The organism is Microbacterium sediminis (assembly GCF_004564075.1).
Lineage (GTDB): Bacteria > Actinomycetota > Actinomycetes > Actinomycetales > Microbacteriaceae > Microbacterium > Microbacterium sediminis.
This window is the reverse complement of sequence record NZ_CP038256.1, coordinates 808,853-829,834: the sequence shown is the minus strand read 5'-3', so window position 1 is coordinate 829,834 and position 20,982 is coordinate 808,853. Positions and strand designations below refer to the sequence as shown.

At 72.7% G+C, this 20,982-nt stretch carries 16 protein-coding genes; 5 read left to right on the top strand and 11 right to left on the bottom strand.

Features of this window, described 5'->3' with window-relative positions; translation table 11 throughout:
• The 9 genes from E3O41_RS03950 to argS all read right to left on the bottom strand — a co-directional run bounded on the left by E3O41_RS03950 (position 1) and on the right by argS (position 11,558).
• The gene (locus E3O41_RS03950) at positions 1–336 is read right to left on the bottom strand and encodes a PadR family transcriptional regulator (protein ID WP_067025730.1); all 336 of its coding nucleotides are present in this window, start codon (positions 334–336) and stop codon (positions 1–3) included.
• A 166-nt stretch (positions 337–502) separates the two neighbouring features.
• The gene (gene thrC / locus E3O41_RS03945) at positions 503–1,906 is read right to left on the bottom strand and encodes a threonine synthase (protein ID WP_067025727.1); all 1,404 of its coding nucleotides are present in this window, start codon (positions 1,904–1,906) and stop codon (positions 503–505) included.
• A gap of 127 nt (positions 1,907–2,033) precedes the next feature.
• Positions 2,034–3,107, bottom strand: a complete 1,074-nt coding sequence (gene prfA, locus E3O41_RS03940; RefSeq protein WP_067025724.1) for a peptide chain release factor 1 — start codon at positions 3,105–3,107, stop codon at positions 2,034–2,036.
• A gap of 7 nt (positions 3,108–3,114) precedes the next feature.
• The gene (rho, locus tag E3O41_RS03935; RefSeq protein WP_135012029.1) at positions 3,115–5,076 is read right to left on the bottom strand and encodes a transcription termination factor Rho; all 1,962 of its coding nucleotides are present in this window, start codon (positions 5,074–5,076) and stop codon (positions 3,115–3,117) included.
• Between the two features lie 173 nt (positions 5,077–5,249).
• Complete coding sequence (thrB, locus tag E3O41_RS03930) at positions 5,250–6,227, bottom strand: homoserine kinase (protein ID WP_135012670.1); 978 nt, start codon at positions 6,225–6,227, stop codon at positions 5,250–5,252.
• A gap of 2 nt (positions 6,228–6,229) precedes the next feature.
• Complete coding sequence (locus E3O41_RS03925) at positions 6,230–7,528, bottom strand: homoserine dehydrogenase (protein ID WP_067025717.1); 1,299 nt, start codon at positions 7,526–7,528, stop codon at positions 6,230–6,232.
• On the bottom strand, positions 7,525–8,943 hold the full coding sequence (gene lysA, locus E3O41_RS03920; RefSeq protein WP_067025714.1) for a diaminopimelate decarboxylase: 1,419 nt from the start codon (positions 8,941–8,943) through the stop codon (positions 7,525–7,527). The genes E3O41_RS03925 and lysA overlap by 4 nt, the downstream gene beginning before the upstream one ends.
• A 49-nt stretch (positions 8,944–8,992) precedes the next feature.
• A complete protein-coding gene (locus E3O41_RS03915; RefSeq protein WP_067025711.1) occupies positions 8,993–9,754 on the bottom strand; it encodes an LmeA family phospholipid-binding protein in 762 nt (253 codons plus the stop codon).
• A gap of 139 nt (positions 9,755–9,893) precedes the next feature.
• Entirely contained in the window at positions 9,894–11,558 is a 1,665-nt protein-coding gene (gene argS / locus E3O41_RS03910; protein ID WP_067025708.1) for an arginine--tRNA ligase, read from the bottom strand.
• Between the two features lie 67 nt (positions 11,559–11,625).
• Between argS and E3O41_RS03905 the strand changes: the two genes are divergently transcribed.
• Together E3O41_RS03905 and E3O41_RS03900 are read left to right on the top strand one after the other, a co-directional pair.
• Positions 11,626–12,270, top strand: a complete 645-nt coding sequence (locus tag E3O41_RS03905) for a Maf family protein (RefSeq protein ID WP_067025705.1) — start codon at positions 11,626–11,628, stop codon at positions 12,268–12,270.
• Positions 12,271–12,348: 78 nt separating this feature from the next.
• Entirely contained in the window at positions 12,349–14,121 is a 1,773-nt protein-coding gene (locus tag E3O41_RS03900) for an acetyl/propionyl/methylcrotonyl-CoA carboxylase subunit alpha (protein WP_067025703.1), read from the top strand.
• Positions 14,122–14,288: 167 nt separating this feature from the next.
• On the opposite strand, the gene E3O41_RS03895 is transcribed toward E3O41_RS03900, so the two are convergent.
• On the bottom strand, positions 14,289–15,710 hold the full coding sequence (locus tag E3O41_RS03895; protein WP_067025698.1) for an NAD(P)H-quinone dehydrogenase: 1,422 nt from the start codon (positions 15,708–15,710) through the stop codon (positions 14,289–14,291).
• Between the two features lie 49 nt (positions 15,711–15,759).
• On the opposite strand from E3O41_RS03895, the gene E3O41_RS03890 reads away from it, so the two are divergent.
• From E3O41_RS03890 to E3O41_RS03880, 3 genes are all read left to right on the top strand, one after another.
• A complete protein-coding gene (locus E3O41_RS03890; protein ID WP_067025695.1) occupies positions 15,760–16,581 on the top strand; it encodes a purine-nucleoside phosphorylase in 822 nt (273 codons plus the stop codon).
• On the top strand, positions 16,578–18,239 hold the full coding sequence (locus tag E3O41_RS03885; RefSeq protein WP_067025692.1) for a phospho-sugar mutase: 1,662 nt from the start codon (positions 16,578–16,580) through the stop codon (positions 18,237–18,239). Before E3O41_RS03890 ends, E3O41_RS03885 begins: the two co-directional genes overlap by 4 nt.
• Before the next feature lie 339 nt (positions 18,240–18,578).
• Positions 18,579–18,833, top strand: coding sequence for an HPr family phosphocarrier protein (locus E3O41_RS03880; RefSeq protein ID WP_067025688.1), 255 nt, complete (start codon positions 18,579–18,581; stop codon positions 18,831–18,833).
• 122 nt (positions 18,834–18,955) lie between these two features.
• Here the strand turns inward: E3O41_RS03880 and E3O41_RS03875 are convergent, their stop codons facing one another.
• The gene (locus E3O41_RS03875; RefSeq protein ID WP_067025685.1) at positions 18,956–20,893 is read right to left on the bottom strand and encodes a BglG family transcription antiterminator; all 1,938 of its coding nucleotides are present in this window, start codon (positions 20,891–20,893) and stop codon (positions 18,956–18,958) included.
• Positions 20,894–20,982: the final 89 nt, after the last annotated feature.

Below are 20,982 nucleotides of genomic sequence, written 5' to 3'. Positions count from 1 at the left end.
TCACTTCTCTCCCGTGTCGGTGCGGAGCTCCTCGAGCCGTGCGGCCAGGAAGCTCCAGTCGTTCCAGAACTCGTTCAGTCGGTCGTGCCCGCTCGCGTTGAGCGAGTACACCTTGCGCGGCGGCCCCTTCTCGGACGGAACCTTCTCCACGTCCACCAGCCCCCGCTGCTCGATGCGCACGAGCAGCGCGTAGATGGTGCCCTCCGCGATGCCGGTGAATCCCCGGTCGCGCAGCCATGCCGTGATCTCGTATCCGTATGCGGGGCGCGCCGACAGGACACCCAGGACGATGCCCTCGAGCACGCCCTTGAGCATCTCCGTCATCTGCTTGCCCATCTCGTCCTCCTGCTACTCCGTGTCGCTATGTACTAGTACCTAGCGATATTGACTACTAGTACATAGTGACACTGAATAGTGATCGGGCGCAAGCGTTCCGAGGAAAAAGATCCGGAGACGACGAAAGCCCCGGCGAACCGGGGCTTTCGGGAGCGATCGCGGGCGATCAGCGCAGCGCGTGCGCCTCGATGTAGGCGCGCAGGGCGGCGGCGTCGTCGGGCATCTCGGTCACGCGCTGCGGCGCGTCGAGCATGGCGCGCACCTCGGGCGCGTACTCGAGCTCGATGTCGAGCGCCTCGCGGATCGTGTCGGCGAACTTGTGGGGCTTGGCGGTCTCGAGGACGAGCATCGGCACGCCGGGCTCCACGAAGGGGCGGGCGACCCTCACGCCGTCGGCCGTGTGCGGATCGATGATCTCGCCGGTGGCGGCGTGCACGGCGCGGATCGTGTCGATGCGGTCGGCGTGGGTCGACGTGCCGCTGACGATGCCGAATTCGTCGGCGAAGCGCGGCTGCTCGGCCGAGACGTCGAAGAACCCCTGGGCGTCGAGCTCGTGCCAGGCGGCCGCCACGCGCTCGCCGTCACGGCCGAGGAGCTCGAAGATGAAGCGCTCGAGGTTCGACGCCTTCGAGATGTCCATCGACGGGCTCGAGGTCGCGTGGGTCTCGGCCGCGCTGCGCGGGCGGTAGACGCCGGTGCGGAAGAACTCGTCCAGCACGTTGTTCTCGTTCGTCGCCAGCACCAGTCGGCGGATCGGCAGGCCCATCTGCCGGGCGAAGAAGCCGGAGAGGATGTTGCCGAAGTTGCCGGACGGCACGCTGAACGACACCTCGATCGGGCCGCCGGCGTCGGTCGCGCGCAGCCAGGCCCAGAAGTAGTAGACGACCTGCGCCGTGATGCGGGCGAGGTTGATGGAGTTCACGGCGCCGAGGTGCTGCGCGCGCTTGAACGCCAGGTCGCCCGCCAGCTCCTTGACGAGGTTCTGACAGTCGTCGAAGACGCCGTCGACGGCGATGTTGTGCACGTTCGCGTCGTCGATCGAGAACATCTGCGCCCGCTGGAACGCGCTCATGCGCCCCTGCGGCGAGAGCATGAACACCGAGATGCGCTCCTTGCCCCGCAGCGCGTGCTCGGCGGCCGAGCCGGTGTCGCCCGAGGTCGCGCCCAGCACGTTGAGCACCGAACCGGTGCGCTCGAGCGCGTACTCGACCACCTGGCCGAGGAACTGCATCGCCATGTCCTTGAACGCCAGCGTGGGCCCCTCCGAGAGCCCCACGAGCGTGATGCCGTCGCCGATCGAGCGCAGCGGCACGACCTCGTCCGGGAACGCCTCGTAGGCGGCGGCGGTCATGCGGGCGAGATCCTCACGCGGGATGTCGGTCGCGAACAGCCCGAGCACCTCGGTGGCCAGCTGCGGGTAGGTCAGCGCGCGCCAGCGCTCGAGCGTCTCGGCGTCGACCCGGGGCATCGTCTCGGGCACCGCGAGGCCGCCGTCGGTGGCCAGTCCCTCCAGCAGCGTCTCGCAGTACGACAGCGGCTGCGCGCCGCCTCGGGTGGAGATGAACTGCACGGCGCTCCTCGGATCGGACCTGCTCGGATGTCCCATTCTGGCACGCCCCGCATGGGCCCTTATCCGCAAGTCTCTGCGAACTCCGCGCGTCCGGACGACCGGATTCCGCAGAGACTTGCGGACTTGCTCAGTCGCCCAGCGCCGCCAGCCGCTCGGCCTCGTCCGCCTCGATGCAGGACTGGATGACGGGGTCGAGGGCGCCGTTCATGACCGCATCCAGGTTGTAGGCCTTGTACCCCGTGCGGTGATCGGCGATCCGGTTCTCGGGGAAGTTGTACGTGCGGATCCGCTCGGAGCGGTCCATGCCGCGGATCTGCGACTTGCGGGCGTCCGCCGCCACCGCCGCGAGCTCCTCCTGCTGGCGGGCGAGCAGCCGGGCGCGGAGCACGCGCATGCCGGCCTCGCGGTTCTGCAGCTGCGACTTCTCGTTCTGCATCGACACCACGATCCCGGTCGGGATGTGGGTGATGCGCACCGCCGAGTCGGTCGTGTTGACCGACTGGCCGCCGGGGCCGGACGAGCGGAAGACGTCGATCTTCAGATCGTTCGGATCGATCGCGATCTCCTCGGGCTCGTCGACCTCGGGGAAGACGAGCACGCCGGTGGTGGACGTGTGGATGCGGCCCTGCGACTCGGTCGCGGGCACGCGCTGCACGCGGTGGACGCCGCCCTCGTACTTCAGATGCGCCCACACGCCCTGCGCGGGGTCGCTGGACGAGCCCTTGAACGCCACCTGCACGTTCTTGAACCCGCCGAGGTCGGACTCGTCGCGCTCGATGATCTCGGTCTTCCAGCCCTGCGACGCGGCGTACTGCAGGTACATGCGCAGCAGATCGGCCGCGAACAGCGCGCTCTCGGCGCCGCCCTCGCCCGCCTTGATCTCCATGATCACGTCGCGGGCGTCGTCGGGGTCGCGCGGGATGAGCAGCCGTCGCAGGCGCTCCTGCGCCTCGGCGAGCCGCTCCTCGAGCGCGGGCACCTCGTCGGCGAACGCCTCGTCCTCGCGGGCGAGCTCGCGCGCCGCCTCGAGGTCCACCCCCGCCGCGACCCACGCCTGATGCGCCGCGACGATGCGCGACAGCTCGGCGTAGCGGCGGTTGACGCGCTTGGCGCGCGCCGCGTCGGCGTGCACCGCCGGGTCGGAGAGTTCCTCCTGGACCCGACGGTGCTCGTCGATCAGCGCGTCGACGGACTCGAACACGTGCGGATCAGCGGATCTGGTTCTCGTCGCCCGACGAGCGGCCGCCCGTGGCGGGCATCGACTTCTGCATCTGGACGAGGAACTCGACGTTCGACTGCGTCTCCTTGAGCTTCTCGAGGATGACCCCGAGCGCGTGCTGCTGGTCCATGCCCGCGAGGGCGCGACGCAGCTTCCACGTGATCTTGACCTCGTCAGGGCTCAGCAGCATCTCCTCGCGGCGGGTGCTCGACGCGTTGACGTCGACCGCCGGGAAGATGCGCTTGTCGGCGAGCTGGCGCGACAGGCGCAGCTCCATGTTGCCGGTGCCCTTGAACTCCTCGAAGATGACCTCGTCCATCTTGGACCCGGTCTCGACGAGCGCCGTGGCGAGGATCGTGAGCGATCCGCCGTTCTCGATGTTGCGCGCGGCACCGAAGAAGCGCTTCGGCGGGTACAGCGCCGACGCGTCGACGCCGCCCGAGAGCACGCGACCCGACGTGGGCGCCGAGACGTTGTAGGCGCGGCCCAGGCGGGTGATCGAGTCCAGCAGCACGACCACGTCGCGGCCCAGCTCGACGAGGCGCTTGGCGCGCTCGATGGCGAGCTCGGCGACCGTGGTGTGATCCTCGGCGGGGCGGTCGAAGGTCGAGGCGATGACCTCGCCCTTCACCGTGCGCTGCATGTCGGTGACCTCCTCGGGGCGCTCGTCGACGAGCACGACCATGAGGTGGACCTCGGGGTTGTTCTGCGCGATCGCGTTCGCGATCTGCTGCAGCACGATCGTCTTGCCCGCCTTCGGGGGCGCGACGATGAGGCCGCGCTGGCCCTTGCCGATCGGCGCGACGAGGTCGATGATCCGCTGGGTCAGCTTCTCGGGCGCCGTCTCGAGGCGCAGGCGGTCCTGCGGGTAGAGCGGCGTGAGCTTGCCGAACTCGACGCGGTTCGCGGCGTCCTCGACCGAGAGGCCGTTGATCGCGTCGACCTTCACAAGCGCGTTGTACTTCTGGCGCCCCTGCTGCTCGTTCTCGCGCGGCTGCTTGATGGCGCCGACCACGGCGTCGCCCTTGCGGAGGTTGTACTTCTTGACCTGGCCGAGCGACACGTACACGTCCTGCTGACCGGGCAGGTACCCCGTGGTGCGGACGAACGCGTAGTTGTCGAGCACGTCGAGGATGCCGGCGATGGGGATGAGGACGTCATCCTCGCCGATCTCCGGCTCGAACTCGTCGTTCTGGGCGCCGCGAGCGCGCTTGTTGCGGCGGTTGCCGCGTCCGCCCTCGTCCTGCGCGGCGGGCTGGGCCTGCGGCGCGGGCGCGGCGGCCTCGGCGGCCGGCGCGTCGGCGCGGTTCTTATTGCGGTTGCGGCTGCGCGAGCGGCTGCGGCGGCTGCGGCCGTTGCCGTCCTCCGAGCCCTCGCCCTCGCCCTGCTCGCCCTCGGCGTCGCCCTCGCCCTGCTCGGCGGCGGGCTCGGTCTCGGCCGGCGCGGCCTCCTCCGCGGCCTCGGTCTTCTCGGCGTCGGCCGCGGCGGCGGCCTCGTCGGCGGCAGCCTGCTCGGCGGCCTCGGCCGCCTTGCCGCGGCGGCGCGGGGCGCGCTTGGGCTTCTGGGCCGGGGCCTCCTCGGCCACCTCGGGCTCGGCGGCGGCCTCGGCCGGTGCCTCGGCGGCCGGCGCGGCGGCGGGCTCCTCGGCGGCGGGAGCGGACTCCTCGGCCGCCGACGCCTCGATCGGGGCCTCGGCCGACGCGGCCTTGGCGCGACGCGGCGCGCGCTTGCGGGGGGCCTTGGCCGGGGCGGGCTCGGCCACGGGCTCCGCAGCCTCGGCGGTCTCGGCCTCGGCGACAGCCTCGGTCTCGGCCTCGGCGGCCTCCGCCGCGGCGACGGCCTCGGCCTCGTCGGCCGTCACGGCCTCAGCGGCCTCCGCCTGCTCGGCGGGCGCGTCGAGGTTCTCGGGCGCCTCCACGGCACCGTCCTGGACTTCGGAGATGGACTCCAACTTGACTCCTCATCGGGTCGTGGTTGATTCAGCCACCGCAGGGGGATCCGTCAGAGGGATTCGCCATGCGCGCGCCACGTCGTGCGCCGATCGCCGGGTTGCCGCGCCGAAAGTGGAACATACGGCCGGACGGTAGGGAGACCGTGCGGGGCTTCGCAGATTTGCGAGCGGATTCAGAATTCGTGCTCGAGGGCACCCTCCGCTATGTCCCTCACTGTACCACCCTTGAAATCGACGGCGAGCATGAGCGGCTCCCACGCCGTGTCGACCGCGCGGCGCGCCACCTCCACCGCCTCGAGGCGGCGCCCCGGCCCGTCGGCGAGCACGAGCACGCTCGGCCCGGCGCCCGAGACGACGGCCGCGAACCCCTCGGCGCGCAGCGCCTGCACGAGCCGATGCGTCTCGGGCATCGCCTCGGCGCGGTAGGTCTGGTGAAGCTTGTCGTCGGTCGCCGACAGCAGCAGCTCGGGGCTCTGCATGAGCGCGGCGATGAGCAGCGCCGACCGCGACACGTTGAACACCGCGTCGGCGTGCGGCACCTGCGAGGGCTGCAGGCCGCGCGCGGCCGAGGTGGACATCGTGGTCTCGGGCACGAACACGAGCGGCGAGACGCCGCGATGCACGAGCAGCTTCTTGTGCTGCGGCACGCCGTTCTCCAGCCACGCGATCGTCAGCCCGCCGAAAAGCGCGGGCGCGACGTTGTCGGGATGCCCCTCGAGCTCGGTCGCGTAGCGGAGCAGATCGGTGTCGCTCAGCTCCGCCCGCCCGGCCAGCAGCCCCTTCGCCGCGAGCACCCCGGCGGCGACGGCCGCGCCGGACGAGCCGAGACCGCGGCCGTGCGGGATGCCGTTGCGGGCGTCGATCCGCAGCCCGGGGGCGTCGATCCCGACCGCCTCGAACACGTGCCAGATCGAGCGGGCGACGAGGTTGGACTCGTCGCGGGCGATCGACTCGGCACCCGTTCCGGACACGTCGATGCGCAGCTCACCACCGGGCAGCTCCTCGACGGTGAGCTCGTCGTAGATGCTGAGCGCGAGGCCGAGGGTGTCGAAGCCGGGCCCGAGGTTCGCGCTCGTCGCGGGCACGCGGATCGCGACGGCGCCCTCGCCCCAGCCGCCCGCGGCCGCACCCGGCCGGGAGCCCTGCGCCACCGTCACTCGCCCTCCATGCGCAGCACCGAGGCCACGCGCTCGACGGCGTCGCTGGCGGCCAGGCGCGCGACGATGTCGCTGAGCGCCTGCTCGCGCGCCCGGTGCGTGCCGATGACGAGCATGGCCTGCCCCTCGTCGCCCTGCGTCTGGTCGACCGTGGCCACCGAGACGCCGCCGTCGGCGAACAGCCCCGCGATCGTGGCGAGCACGCCGGGCTCGTCGGCGACCTCGAGCCGCACCTGGTAGCGGGTGAGGATGCGTCCGATCGGCGACGTCGGCAGGCTCATGCGGGGCGACTCCCCCACGCCGACGCCCCCGGCGATGTGCCGCCGGGCCGCGGAGACGACGTCGCCGAGCACGGCCGATGCGGTCTGCACGCCGCCCGCGCCGGCGCCGTAGAACATGAGGGGCCCGGCCGCCGCCGCCTCGACGAACACGGCGTTGTTGCCGCCGTGCACGCTCGCGAGCGGGTGGTCGCGGCCGATGAGGGCCGGGTACACGCGGACCGAGATCGACTCCTCGCCGTCCTCCTCGAGGCGCTCGCAGATCGCCAGCAGCTTGACGACGGAGCCGGCCTTGCGCGCGCCCTCGATCATCTCGGCGGTGACGTTCGAGATGCCCTCGCGGTGCACGTCGTCCATGGAGATCTTCGTGTGGAAGGCCAGGCTCGCGAGGATCGCGGCCTTCTGCGCCGCGTCGTAGCCCTCGAGATCGAGCGTGGGGTCGGCCTCGAGATAGCCGAGGTCCGTGGCCAGCTGCTGCGCCTCCTGGGCGCTGAGGCCCTCGCGATCCATCTTGTCGAGGATGAAGTTGGTGCTGCCGTTGACGATGCCGAAGATGCGCTGGATCCGGTCGCCCGCGAGCGAGTCCTTGAGCGGGCGGATGATCGGGATCGCCGCCGCGACGGCCGCCTCATACGACACCGACGCGCCCACCTGATCGGCGGCGTCGAAGATCTCGGCGCCGTGGGTGGCGAGCAGGGCCTTGTTGCCCGTGACCACGTCGGCGCCGGAGGTCAGCGCCGCGAGCACGTACGAGCGGGCCGGCTCGATGCCGCCCATGAGCTCGATGACGATGTCGCTTCCCACGATGAGGCTCTCGGCGTCGGTGGTGAGCAGCTCGCGCGGCAGCTCGACATCGCGCGGGGCGTCGACGTCGCGGACGGCGATGCCCGCGAGCTCGAGCTCGGCGCCGGAGCGCTCGGCGAGCTCCTCGCGGTGGGTGAGCAGCAGGTTCGCCACCTGCGATCCGACGGACCCGGCCCCCAGCAGGGCGACCCGGAGCTTGCGGTGTTCGATCATTCGGTGACCTCATTCGGTGCCGCGACGCCCATGTCACGGGCGAGCAGATCGTCGATCGTCTCGCCGCGCACGATGACGCGCGCGGTGCCCTGACGAAGCGCCACGACGGGCGGACGGGGAACGGCGTTGTAGTTGCTGGAGAGGGAGTGGCAGTAGGCGCCGGTCGCCGGCACGGCGAGCAGGTCGCCCGGGGCGACGTCGGCGGGCAGGTACTCGGCGTCGACGACGATGTCGCCCGACTCGCAGTGGCGCCCGACGACCCGGGCGAGGGCCGGCGGGGCGTCGCTCGTGCGCGAGGCGATCCGGGCCGAGAAGTCGGCGCCGTACAGCGCGGGGCGTGCGTTGTCGCTCATGCCGCCGTCGACGCTCACGTAGAGCCGGGTGACGGCCGCGGTCGCCTGCACCGGCTTGACGGTGCCGACCTCGTACAGGGTCACGCCGGCCCGGCCGACGATCGTGCGGCCGGGCTCGAAGGCGAGGTTCGGCACGGGGATCCCGCGCGCCGCGCACTCGCCCGCGACGGCGTCGACGATGCCGTCGGCCAGCTCGGCGATCGGGGTGGGGTCGTCGACGCGGGTGTAGGCGATGCCGAAGCCGCCGCCGAGGTTGAGCACCGGCACGTCGCCGCCGCGCAGCAGCTCGGCGTGCACCTCGATCACGCGGGCGGCCGACTCGGCGAAGCCCGCGGTGCCGAAGATCTGCGAGCCGATGTGGCAGTGCAGGCCCATGAACTCCAGCGACGGCAGCTCGCGGATGCGCGCCACGATCTCGGGCGCCTGTTGCAGCGGGAATCCGAACTTCTGGTCCTCGTGGGCGGTGGCGAGGAAGTCGTGGGTCTCGGCGTGCACGCCGCTGTTGACGCGCACGAGCACCCGCTGCACGACCCCGCGGCGCTCGGCGATCGCGGCGAGCCGCTCGATCTCGATCGCGCTGTCGAGGACGACCGATCCGATGCCGACCGACACCGCCTGCTCCAGCTCGGCCATCGACTTGTTGTTGCCGTGCATGCCGAGGTGGAACGGATCGGCGCCCGCGGCGAGCGCGATCGCGAGCTCTCCCCCGGTCGCCACGTCGACGGCGAGGCCCTCCTCGCGCACCCATCGCACGATCTCGGTGCTGAGGAACGCCTTGCCGGCGTAATAGACGCGGGCGCGCGCGCCGTGCCGGGCGGTGGCCTCGCGGAAGGCGGCGAGCACCTCGCGGGCGCGGGCGCGCACGGCGTCCTCGTCGACCACGTACAGGGGCGTGCCGAACCGCTCGCGCAGCTCGGTGGCGGGAATGCCGCCGAGCGTCAGGACGCCCCGCGGGTCGCGCGCGGCGCCGGCGGGCCAGACGGGCTCGACGAGGTCATTGGGATCGTCCGGCACGGCGAGCCACTCGGGCACGACCGCCCCGGCGGGGCTGTGGGAGGACACCCGATGAGTCTAAGTCGAGGGCGGCGGGCGCCATGTCGTCCGTTGGGCGCTATGCGCAGTCGCCCGGCTGCCGCAACGACGGATCGTTCAGGATCGCGCCGTCGATCCGGAATCCGGCGAGCAGGCGGGAGCCGTGCACGCGCACGGCGTCGAGGGCCACGCCCCGCGGCAGCGCCTCCTCGAGGCACACCGGGATCGGCTGCGACAGCGAGGCGGGCGCCCCGGGCGGCAGCGCGTCGAGCGCCTCGCGGTCGATGCTCCAGTCGCCGAGCGTGAGCCGCTGCGGCGCGAGCAGGAGCCGGCCGTCGTCGGCAGAGGCGTCGAGGGCGAGCTCGAGCGGCAGCGGGAGGCCGAGCACGGGCAGCTCGCCGGAGACCTCGACGTGCGGCTCGGCGATGCGCACGCGCGCGGCGTCGCCGAGCTCGTGCCACACCGACCCCGCGCTCGCGCGGCCGAGCAGCGCCTGCAGCGCGCCCGCGTCGAGGCTGGCCTCGGCGGCGATGCTCTCGGCCGCCGTGGTGCGCACATCGAGGCCCCGCACGTCGAGCGTCACGTCGGCGGTGATGCCCTCCACCGTCACGCCCCGCGCCGACGCGGTCGCCTCGCCGATCCGGCCGCCCATCAGCTGCGGCAGCACGAGGCCGGGGATCCCGATGTCGATCGGCGCCGACGCCTCGATCCCCGCGTCGCGCACGGCCTGCTCCACGCGGTCACGGATCACCGAGCGCGCGATCGCCTCGCCGCCCGCGAAGGCTCCGGCCAGCAGCACGACGACGACCGCGAGCGCGATCCATCCCCGACGCTTCCTCATACGCGGCATGCTCTCACGCCGAGCTGGGCGGCTTTCGGTGGGTGGGAAGGTCAGCCCCATCGCTGAACGACGTGAGCGGCAGCGAACGCAGCTGAAGCGACCAGCGCAACCTGGGGCTCGCCGTGGCTGGCCGCGGCGCTCACATGCGCTCGGGGGCGCTCACTCCCAGCAGGCCGAGGCCGTTGCGCAGCACCTGGCCGGTGGCGTCGTTCAGCCACAGGCGCGTGCCGTGCACCGGCTCGATCGGCTCGTCGCCCTTGGGCGTGACGCGGCAGTTGTCGTACCAGCGGTGGTACAGGCCGGCGATCTCCTCGAGGTAGCGGGCCACGCGGTGCGGCTCGCGCTGGTCGGCGGCGAAGGCCACGATGCGCGGGAACTCCTGCAGCGCGCCGAGCAGCGCGGCCTCGGTCTCGTGCGTGAGCAGCTCGGGCGCGAAGGTGTCGCGGGTGACGCCCGCATCGACCGCGTTGCGCGCGACGTTGTGGGTGCGCGCGTGGGCGTACTGCACGTAGAACACCGGGTTGTCGTTGGTGCGCTTCTGCAGCACGTCGAGGTCGATGTCGAGGTTCGAATCGGTCGAGCTGCGCACCAGCGAGTAGCGGGCGGCGTCGACGCCGACGATCTCGACGAGGTCCTCGAGCGTCACGACGGTGCCGGCGCGCTTCGACATGCGCACGGGCTGGCCCTCGCGCACGAGGTTGACCATCTGGCCGATGAGGATCTGCAGGTTCACGCCCGGCTCGTCGCCGAACGCCGCGCACATGGCCATGAGGCGCTGCACGTAGCCGTGGTGATCGGCACCGAGCATGATGATGCAGCGGTCGAAGCCGCGCTCGCGCTTGTTCAGGTAGTACGCCAGGTCACCCGAGATGTAGGCCGGGTTGCCGTCCGACTTGATGACGACGCGGTCCTTGTCGTCGCCGTAGTCGGTGGTGCGCAGCCACACGGCGCCGTCCTGCTCGAAGATCCGGCCCAGCTCGCGCAGGCGCTCGACGGCGCGCGAGACGGCACCCGAGGTGTGCAGGTCGTTCTCGTGGAAGTACACGTCGAAGTCGACGCCGAACTCGTGCAGGCTCTGCTTGATGTCGGCGAACATGAAGTCCACGCCGATCCGGCGGAACGTCTCCTGCAGCTCGTCGGGGGCCAGCGTGCTCAGGTCGCCGTCGTAGGCGGCGACGACGCGCTGGGCGATCTCGCCGATGTAGGCCCCGCCGTAGCCGTCCTCGGGCGTCTCGGCGCCCTGGTAGGCGGCCACGAGGCTGCGGGCGAAGCGGTCGATCTGTGCGCCGTGGTCGTTGAAGTAGTACTCGCGCGTGACGTCGCCGCCCTGCGCCGCGAGCAGGCGCGCGAGCGAGTCGCCCACCGCGGCCCAGCGGGTGCCGCCGAGGTGGATCGGGCCGGTGGGGTTGGCCGAGACGAACTCGAGGTTGATCTTCTGGCCCGCGAAGGCGGTGCCGTGCCCGTAGGCGTCGCCGGCCTCGACGATCGTCTTCGCCAGCGCGCCGGCCGCGGCGGCGTCGAGACGGATGTTGATGAAGCCCGGTCCGGCGACCTCCACGCCCGCGACGCCATCGACGGCGGCGAGGCCCTCGGCGATCTCCTGCGCGAGCTCGCGCGGGTTGGTGCCGAGCGGCTTGGCGAACTTCATCGCCGCGTTGCTCGCCCAGTCGCCGTGGTCGCGGTTGCGCGGGCGCTCGAACGTGAGGTCGGCGGTCGTGATCCCGAGGTCCTCGCCCGGTCGGCGTCGCTCGGCGATCGGCGTCAGGACGGCGAGCAGAGCGGCGGCAAGGGCTTCGGGATTCATAGGGGCCCAGTCTAGTTGTGGGCCGCTCGGGCAAATGCCGAGCGGCGGCGCTCGATACCGTGGTGGCATGCAGGTCTGCCTCGCCTCGACGTCCCCCGCCCGCCTCATGCTCCTGCGCCAGGTGGGCATCGAGCCCCGGCTCGCGTCGCCCGGCGTGGACGAGGAGGCCGAGATCGCCGCGATCGAGGCCGCCGAGGGGCGCACGCTGCCCCCGGCGGAGCACGTGCTCGTGCTCGCGCGGCTGAAGGCGCGGGACGTGGCGACCCGCCTCGCCGAGGAGGGCTTCGACGGCGTCGTCATCGGCGGCGACTCGATGTTCGAGCTCGACGGCGTGATCTACGGCAAGCCCTACACCGCCGAGAAGGCCACCGAGCGGTGGCGGGCCATGCGCGGGCGCACCGGGGTGCTGCACTCCGGGCACAGCGTCGTCCGGGTGACGCCGGGCCGGGAGCCGCGCGAGGCGCACGCCGTCGCCGAGGCCGCCGTGAGCTTCGCCGCCGACGTCACCGACGCCGAGATCGCGGCCTACGTCGGCACGGGCGAGCCGCTGCAGGTCGCGGGCGCGTTCACGGTGGACAGCCTCGGCGGCGCGTTCATCGAGCGCGTGGAGGGCGACCCGTCGACCGTGGTCGGCATGTCGCTCTCGACCCTGCGCCGCCTGGTCCGCGAGCTGGGCGTGGAGTGGACCTCGCTCTGGAACCGGGCGTCGTAGACATCACGACACGAAACACGGGGTTTGCTGTAGGAGTCACTCAAACCCGCGCGGCCGGCCAAAACTAGGCTGAAATCCATGTCCGACCCCCGTGCGCTCCGCAAGGTCCTCATCGCCAACCGCGGCGAGATCGCCGTCCGCATCATCCGCGCCGCGCGCGACGCCGGTCTCGGATCGGTCGCCGTGTACGCCGATCAGGACCGCGACGCCCTGCACGCCAAGCTCGCCGACGAGGCCTACGCGCTCGGCGGCGAGACGAGCGCCGAGACGTACCTGCGCATCGACAAGATCCTCGCCGTCGCCCGCCGCTCGGGCGCCGACGCGGTCCACCCCGGCTACGGCTTCCTCGCCGAGAACGCCGAGTTCGCCCGTGCGGTCATCGGCGCCGGGCTCGTCTGGATCGGCCCGTCGCCCGAGGCGATCGAGGCGCTCGGCGACAAGGTCACCGCCCGCCACGTGGCCGAGAAGGTCGGCGCCCCGCTCGCCCCCGGCACCCCCGGTCCCGTCGACACCGCCGAGGAGGTCGTCGCCTTCGCCCGCGAGGTCGGCCTGCCGATCGCGATCAAGGCCGCCTACGGCGGCGGCGGTCGCGGCCTCAAGGTCGCGCGCGAGCTCGACGAGATCCCCGAGCTGTTCGAGTCGGCCACCCGCGAGGCCATCGCCGCGTTCGGTCGGGGCGAGTGCTTCGTCGAGAAGTACCTCGACAAGCCGCGCCACGTCGAGACCCAGTGCCTCGCCGACGCCGAGGGCAACGTCGTCGTCATCTCCACGCGCGACTGCTCGCTGCAGCGCCGCCACCAGAAGCTCGTCGAGGAGGCGCCCGCGCCGTTCCTCACCGAGGAGCAGAACCGCATCCTCTACGAGGCGTCCAAGGCGATCCTGCGCGAGGTCGGCTACACCGGCGCCGGCACCTGCGAGTTCCTCATCGGCGCCGACGGCACGATCTCGTTCCTCGAGGTCAACACCCGCCTGCAGGTCGAGCACCCCGTCTCCGAGGAGGTCACGGGCATCGATCTGGTCCGCGAGCAGTTCCGCATCGCCGCGGGCGGCACGATCGACTACGACGACCCCGCGCCGACCGGCCACTCGATCGAGTTCCGCCTCAACGGCGAGGACCCCGGCCGCGGCTTCCTGCCCCAGCCCGGTCCGATCCACGTGTTCAAGACGTTCGGCGGCCCCGGCATCCGCCTCGACTCGGGCGTGACCGCCGGCGACACCGTCAGCGGCGCCTTCGACTCGCTGCTGGCGAAGATCATCGTGACCGGCAAGGATCGCGCCGAGGCGCTCGAGCGCGCCCGCCGCGCGCTCGACGAGTTCGAGATCGCCGGCCTGCCCACCGTGCTCCCCTTCCACCGCAAGGTGGTGCGCGAGCCCGCCTTCACCGCCGAGGACGGCCGGTTCGGCGTGTACACGCGCTGGATCGAGACCGAGTTCGATAACGACATCCCGGCCTGGGACGGCGAGCCCGAGCCGCTGCCCGCGCCCGTCGGCCGCCACACCGTGGTCGTCGAGGTCGCCGGAAAGCGCCTCGAGGTGAGCCTGCCCGACCGCCTCGCGGCGCCCGCGTCGGCCGGACGGCCCGCGGTGGCTCCCCCGTCGCGCCGCTCGCACACCGCGACCGTCACGAGCGGTGCCTCGGGCGACGCCGTGAAGTCGCCCATGCAGGCCACGGTCGTCAAGGTCGCCGTCGAGGAGGGCCAGTCGGTCGTGAAGGGCGACCTCGTGGTCGTGCTCGAGGCGATGAAGATGGAGCAGCCGCTGCAGGCGCACAAGGACGGCGTCATCTCGGCCGTCGACGCGACGCCGGGCGCCACGGTCCCCGCCGGCCACCAGCTCCTGCAGATCGTCTGACCCCTCCCCGCGCGGGGATTCGGTGGTCGCTTCAGCTGCGCTCGCTTCGCTCGCTCCGTTCAGCAACCGAGGGGTTGCACGGATCGGTTGCTGAACGCAGGCGCGAAGCGCCGGAGCGGAAGCGACCATCGCAACCCGCTCACGCGGGCGCGTGAGCGGGGCCCGCGTCAGGAGCGCAGGTCGACGCCGTGCATCGCGCGGGCGGCGTCGGTGATCGACGTCGTCAGCGACGGGTACGCCGCGAACACGCGGCCCAGCTGATCCACCGTCAGGCGGCGCTCGACCGCGATCGCGATCGGGAAGATCAGCTCGCTCGCCTTCGGCGCCACCACGACGCCGCCGATGATCGTGCCCGACGACTCGCGCGCGAACAGCTTCACGAAGCCGTCCTTGACGCCCATCATCTTCGCGCGGGCGTTCGCCTCGAGGGGCAGCTTGTAGACGGCCGCGCCCTCCTCCTGCGTCCATCCGACCGTGGCGATCTCGGGGCTGGTGAAGATGTTGGAGGCGATGCGCCGCTCCGAGAACGGGATCACGGCGTCGCCCATCGCGTGGAACACGGCGGTGCGGCCCAGCATGCCGGCCACCGACGCGAGCGGCACGAGGTTGGTGCAGTCGCCGACCGCGTAGATGTTCGGCACGGACGTGCGGCCGACCTTGTTGACCATGATGTGGCCGGAGTCGGCCAGCTGCACGCCGGCCGTCTCGAGCCCGAGATCCTTCGTGTTCGGCACGGCGCCCACCGCCATGAGGCAGTGCGAGCCCTCGACGGTCGAGCCGTCGGAGAGCGTGACCACGACGCCGTCGCCGGTGTTGACGACCTTCTCGGCGCGCGACTTGGCCAGCAGCTTCATGCCGCCGCGGCGGAACACCTTCTCCAGCACCTTCGCGGCGTCCGGGTCCTCGCCCGGCAGCACCTGCTCGCGGCTGGAGACGAGGGTCACCTGCGAGCCGAGGTTCATGTAGGCGGAGGCGAACTCGGCGCCCGTCACGCCCGATCCCACGACGATGAGGCTCTCGGGCACCGACTCGAGGTCGTACAGCTGCTTCCACGTGAGGATGCGATCGCCGTCCGGCTTGGCGCTGGGCAGCTCGCGCGGCGAGGCGCCCACCGAGATGACGAACGTGTCGGCCTCGATCCGGTCGAAGTCGGTGCCCTTCGGCCCGGTCGACACGACGACGGCCTCGTCGCCCTCGAGGCGGCCGTGACCCGAGATGATCTTCACGCCGGCGTCGAGCAGCTGCTCGCGGATGTCCTCGGACTGCTGGCCGGCCAGCGCGAGGATGCGCTTGTTCACCGCGAGCAGGTTGATGGCGACCTCGGGCTTGAGCGGCTTGCCGTTCTCGCCCCGGGCGTAGAACTGCACGCCCAGGTCGCCGGCGTCGCCGATCGACCGCGCGGCGTCGGCGGTGGCGATGAGCGTCTTCGACGGCACGACGTCGGTGAGGATCGCCGATCCGCCCACGCCCGTGCTCTCGATCAGCGTCACCTCTGCGCCCAGCTGCGCGCCCGCGATCGCCGCCTCGTAGCCGCCGGGGCCGCCGCCGATGATCGCGATCCGCTGCTTGCGCTCGAAGTCGAAGGTCATGCGTCCATTCTTGCCCACCCGCGCCGCGGGGCCGAACTATCCTCGTGACATGACTCATCCCCTCGATCCGCCGGCCGATCCGTTCGACGTCGCCAGCCGCGCGGCCGACGACATCGCGCGCCTCACGGGCGTGGCCCGACACGACCTCGCGGTGACGCTCGGCAGCGGCTGGGGCAAGGCCGCCGACCTCATCGGCGAGACCGTCGCGACCGTGCCGGCGACCGAGGTGACGGGGTTCTCGCGGCCCGCGCTCGAGGGTCACGTCGGCACCCTGCGCAGCGTGCGCACGGCGGCCGGCGCGCACGTGCTCGTCATCGGCGCCCGCACGCACTACTACGAGGGGCACGGCGTCCGCCGCGTGGTGCACAGCGTCCGCACCGCCGCGGCGACCGGCGCGAAGACCATGGTGCTCACCAACGGCGCCGGCGGCATCCGCGAGAGCTGGGCGCCGGGGCAGCCGGTGCTGATCAGCGACCACATCAACCTCACCGCCGACACGCCGCTCGAGGGCGCGACGTTCATCGACATGACCGACCTGTACGCGCAGCGGCTGCGCGACATCGCGCGCGAGGTCGACGCGTCGCTCGACGAGGGCGTGTACTGCCAGTTCCGCGGGCCTCAGTACGAGACGCCGGCGGAGGTCCGCATGGCGAAGGCGATCGGCGGCGACATCGTCGGCATGTCCACGGCGCTCGAGGCGATCGCCGCCCGCCAGGCCGGCATGGAGGTGCTCGGCTTCTCGCTCATCACGAACCTCGCCGCCGGCATCTCGCCCACCCCGCTCAGCCACGCCGAGGTCATCGAGGCGGGGCAGGCGGCCGAGGCGCGCATCTCGCGGCTGCTGGCGGATGTGATCGGGCGGATCGCGTGACGGTCGCCGACGTGCTCGGGCAGGCCCGCGCCTGGCTCGCGCAGGACCCGGACCCGGCCACGAGCGCGGAGCTGGCGACGCTGATCGCCTCGGCCTCCAACGGCGAGCCGGCCGCGTGCGCCGACCTCGAGGCCCGCTTCGCCGGTCGCCTGCAGTTCGGCACCGCGGGCCTGCGCGCCGCGCTCGGGGCGGGGCCCCTGCGCATGAACCGCGTCGTGGTGGCGCAGGCCGCCGCGGGCTTTGCGGCCTACCTGCGCGAGCAGATCGCCGATCGGGAGCCGTTCGTGGTGATCGGGTACGACGGGCGCCGCAACTCCGCCGTGTTCGCGCACGACTCCGCCGAGCTGTTCGCCGGCGCGGGCGTGCGCACCGTGCTGCTGCCGCGCCTGCTGCCCACGCCCGTGCTGGCGTTCGCCGTGCGCCACCTCGGCGCCGACGCGGGCGTCATGGTGACGGCCAGCCACAACCCGCCCGACGACAACGGCTACAAGGTGTACCTCGGCGGCGCCGACGGCGGATCGCAGATCGTCCCGCCCGCCGACGGCGCGATCGCCGCGCACATCGCCCGCGTCGCGGAGCGGCCGATCACCGAGCTGCCGCGGTCGGGCGCGTTCGAGATCGCGCCGGAGTCGGTGATCGACGCGTACGTCGCGGCGACCGCGGCGGTCGCGCCGGCCCCGGGGGCCGCCGCCGGCATGACGTGGGCGTACACCGCGATGCACGGCGTGGGGTGGGAGACCTTCGCGCGCGTGCTCGATGCCGCCGGCTACCCGCGGCCCGCGCTGACCACCGCGCAGCTCGAGCCGGACGGCACCTTCCCCACCCTCGTCTTCCCCAACCCCGAGGAGCCCGGCGCCCTCGATCTGGCGTACGCCACGGCGAGCGCCGCGCGCGCCGAGTTCCTCGTCGCGCACGACCCCGATGCCGACCGCCTCGGCGTCGCGATCCCCGACGGCGACGGCTGGCGCCGGCTGACGGGCAACGAGATCGGGCTGCTGCTGGGGCTGCGTGCCGCTCGCGCCGCCGCGGGCGCGCCGGGCGCGGCGCTGGCCTGCTCGCTCGTGTCGTCGCCGGGCCTGGGGGCGATCGCCGAGCGCTACGGGCTCGACTTCCACGAGACGCTCACGGGCTTCAAGTGGATCTCGCGCGCCCCGAGCCTCGTGTTCGGCTTCGAGGAGGCGCTGGGCTATCTCGTCAACCCCGACACCGTGCGCGACAAGGACGGCATCTCGGCCTCCGTGGCGCTTCTCGGCCTCGCCGCCGAGGCACGCGGCCGAGGGCTCACGATCGCCAACCTGCTCGACGAGGTGACCGCCGAGATCGGCGTGTACCGCGACGGCCAGGTGGCGTTGCGCGTCGATGACCTGTCGGTGATCGGCCGCATCACGTCCGCCCTCCGCGCCGATCCCCCGACGGCGTTCGGCGACGTGCCGGTCGACCGGGCCGACGATCTCGCGGCCGGCGGCACCGACCTGCCGGCGGGCGACGTGCTGCGCTACGCGCTCGCGGACGGCTCGCGGGTGATCGTGCGCCCGAGCGGAACCGAGCCCAAGCTCAAGGTCTACCTCGACGTGCGCGGCGCCGATGCGGCCGAGGCCCAGGCCCGCCTCGCCGCCCTCGAGGCCGCCGTCCGCCGCCTGCTCGAGACGCTGGCCTGACCCCGCGCCGGGCGTGCGGCCCAGGCCTCGACTCCGCGCCTTCGGCGCTGCGCTCGACCCGTCTCCGCTCCGCGCCTCGCGCTCCGGTCGACGAGCCGGGACCACCCGGGCTCGTCGAGCGAGCGAAGCGAGCCGAGACGGCTCGAGCGCAGCGCAGCGGAGTCGAGAGCTCTGGGGCTCAAGCCTCGGTCTCGACTCCGCCGCCGCCGGTCGACGAGCCGAAACCACCCACGGCTCGTCGAGCGAGCGAAGCGAGCCGAGACGGCTCGAGCGGAGCGCAGCGGAGTCGAGAGCGCTGGGGCTCAAGCCCAGGCCTCGAGGCACGGGTAGCGTGGGGGCGTGCAGCGGATCATCGTCGTGACGTCGCCCGATGGGCTGCATGCGCGCCCCGCGGCTCAGCTCGCCCAGCTGGCGCGCGAGGCCACCGGCACGGTGCGGCTCGGGATCGAGGGGTGCATGGTGGACGCGGCGAGCGTGCTCGCGGTGATGGATCTGGAGCTCACCCCCGGCACGCGCGTGGTCGTCGAGGCGGAGGGCGAGGACGCCCCGGCGACGCTGGACGCCGTGGCCGCGATCCTCGCACCGCCCGCCTGACCCGCCGCCGTCCCGAGCCGAGGGAGATCGCGCGAGCCGAGGGCGATCCCGCGGATCCGGTCGGATCCCGAGCGATCCCCCTCGCGTCGGAACCAGCGCGCCGGAAAACAGGCCCCGCGGGCTCAGCCGTCGATGACGGCCGCGAGCTCGTCGAGGAACGACGACAGGTCGGTGCCGCGGCGGATCAGGCGCTGCGCGTTCTCGGGCTCGCCGAACACCTCCACGAACTGCTCGAACACGGTCTGGAACGCCTCGCGGTCGCTCTCGCTGAAGGCCACCAGCGCCACGACGTTCACGCGGCCGTCGCCCCAGGCGATCGGCTGCTCGGCCACCGCGAGCGCGATCGCCGTGCGCGTGGCGGTCATGCGCAGCGCGTGCGGCACGGCGAGGGTCTCGGTGAAGGCCGTGGACGAGAGGCGCTCGCGCTCGATCGTGCTCTCCACGTAGTCGTCGCCGACCACGCCCTGGGCCACGAGCAGCTCCCCCAGGTGCCGGATCACGCCCTCCTCGCCGCCGCTCGCGTCGATGCCCCGCACGAAGGCCCCGGGCGCGAAGTACCGCGCCAGCTCGGCGCGCAGCCGTCCCAGCCGCCGCGTCCGGCGCACGCGCGCGGCCACGGCGGTCACGCGCTCCACGTCGGCGTCGGTGAGGAAGGGCTGGATGCGCACGATGCGCTCGGACGGGACGGGCGGCTCGATCGTCGTGAGCACGAGATCGGTGCCGATCGCGTCCCAGTCCACGTCGACGCGGGTCTCGACGGTCGTGACCTCGATCGCCCGCCCGAGCGAGCGGTCGACGCTCGAACGCAGCAGCTCGTGCAGCTCGTAGTACCCGGGGCACACGATCGTCGCCGTGAGCGTGGTCTCGGCGCGGCGGCTGCGCTCCAGGCGGCCGCCGACGTGCATGGCGATGTACGCGATCTCGTCGTCGCGGATCGGCACGCCGAGCGTCTCGGACAGCTCGCCGGCGATCGAGACGGCGACGTCGAAGATCATCGGGTAGGTCGCCTTCAGCGTGCGCGTCAGCGGGTTGCGCGACCAGGCCTGCTCGCGGGCGCGGTAGACCAGGTTCTGCACGTGCAGGGCCAGGCGCTGCACGAAGTCCTCGTGCGCGATGTCGACGAGATACCCCGCCGCCGCGCGCGAGACCGCCGCCGACACCGCGGCCTCGATCGCGGGGTCCGGGTTCGCGCCGCCCGGCTCCTCCTGCGCCCCGGGCACGACGATGCGCGTGAGGACGAGCGCGGCCAGGTGCAGCCGGTCGCCGCGGCCGAGCTCCGCACGGAAGTGCGTGCGGGCCAGCTCGCCGATCGCGTCGGCGATGCGCTCGCGGGTCGGGTCGGGGTCGCCGTGCGCGGCCTCGAGGGCGTGGCCCTGCGCCACCCGGTCGGCGGCGATGGCGACGTGCAGCACGACGTCGGAGGCGGCGAGCTCGTTGACGAAGTAGCCGAGGCGGCCGAGCGCCGCCACGAGGTCGGCCTTGAAGGCGCCGAGCGCCGCCGAGGGCACGGCCAGCGCATCGGCCGCCCGCCGCAGCGAGGCCAGGTCGAACGCGCCGTCGTCCATCTCGTCGTGCACGAGGCGGCTCACGAATCGCCGCCGCGCGAGCTCCGTGCCCGCCAGCCACAGCCGCGACCCCTGGCGCTCGAGGGCGAGCCCCGATCCCTCGGCGGCGGGGCCCGGCCCGCTCAGCAGCGATCGCACGCGCCCCAGGTCGGACTCGAGCGTGGCCGAGCTCACGTGCAGGCGGTCGGCCATCTCGTGCACGTCGATGCCGTCGTCGGCATCGAGCAGCGCCCGCACGATCTCGTGCAGCCGCTGCCGCGGGGTGCCCGGCTCGGTGCCCGCGTGCAGCACGGCGGCCGCCGTCGGCAGGGCGCGGTAGCCGGCGGGGCCCGACTCGATCGCGTCGCCGTCGGGCACCCGCGCGTTCACGGCCGTGACGTAGGAGCGCACGCTGCGCGGCGTGACGCCGAGCTGATCGGCCAGCGTCGCGGCCGTCATCCAGTCGCCGCGACGCAGCAGGATGCCGAGCATCCGATCCTGTCTGCGCCTGGTCATCTCCGCCTTCCGTTGCCGGATCAGTCAATCACGCGCGGCCTGTGCGAGGAGATCTTCCGCACGGGCGGAAAGAAGCCTGGTTGCCTCGC

Coding starts and splice junctions, on each gene's coding strand:
- E3O41_RS03925 (WP_067025717.1), bottom strand. CDS start 7,528: ATGATCGAACACCGCAAGCTCCGGGTCGCCCTGCTGGGGGCCGGGTCC.
- E3O41_RS03895 (WP_067025698.1), bottom strand. CDS start 15,710: ATGACCTTCGACTTCGAGCGCAAGCAGCGGATCGCGATCATCGGCGGC.
- E3O41_RS03875 (WP_067025685.1), bottom strand. CDS start 20,893: ATGACCAGGCGCAGACAGGATCGGATGCTCGGCATCCTGCTGCGTCGC.
- E3O41_RS03900 (WP_067025703.1), top strand. CDS start 12,349: ATGTCCGACCCCCGTGCGCTCCGCAAGGTCCTCATCGCCAACCGCGGC.
- argS (WP_067025708.1), bottom strand. CDS start 11,558: ATGAATCCCGAAGCCCTTGCCGCCGCTCTGCTCGCCGTCCTGACGCCG.
- E3O41_RS03950 (WP_067025730.1), bottom strand. CDS start 336: ATGGGCAAGCAGATGACGGAGATGCTCAAGGGCGTGCTCGAGGGCATC.
- E3O41_RS03890 (WP_067025695.1), top strand. CDS start 15,760: ATGACTCATCCCCTCGATCCGCCGGCCGATCCGTTCGACGTCGCCAGC.
- E3O41_RS03915 (WP_067025711.1), bottom strand. CDS start 9,754: ATGAGGAAGCGTCGGGGATGGATCGCGCTCGCGGTCGTCGTCGTGCTG.
- E3O41_RS03905 (WP_067025705.1), top strand. CDS start 11,626: ATGCAGGTCTGCCTCGCCTCGACGTCCCCCGCCCGCCTCATGCTCCTG.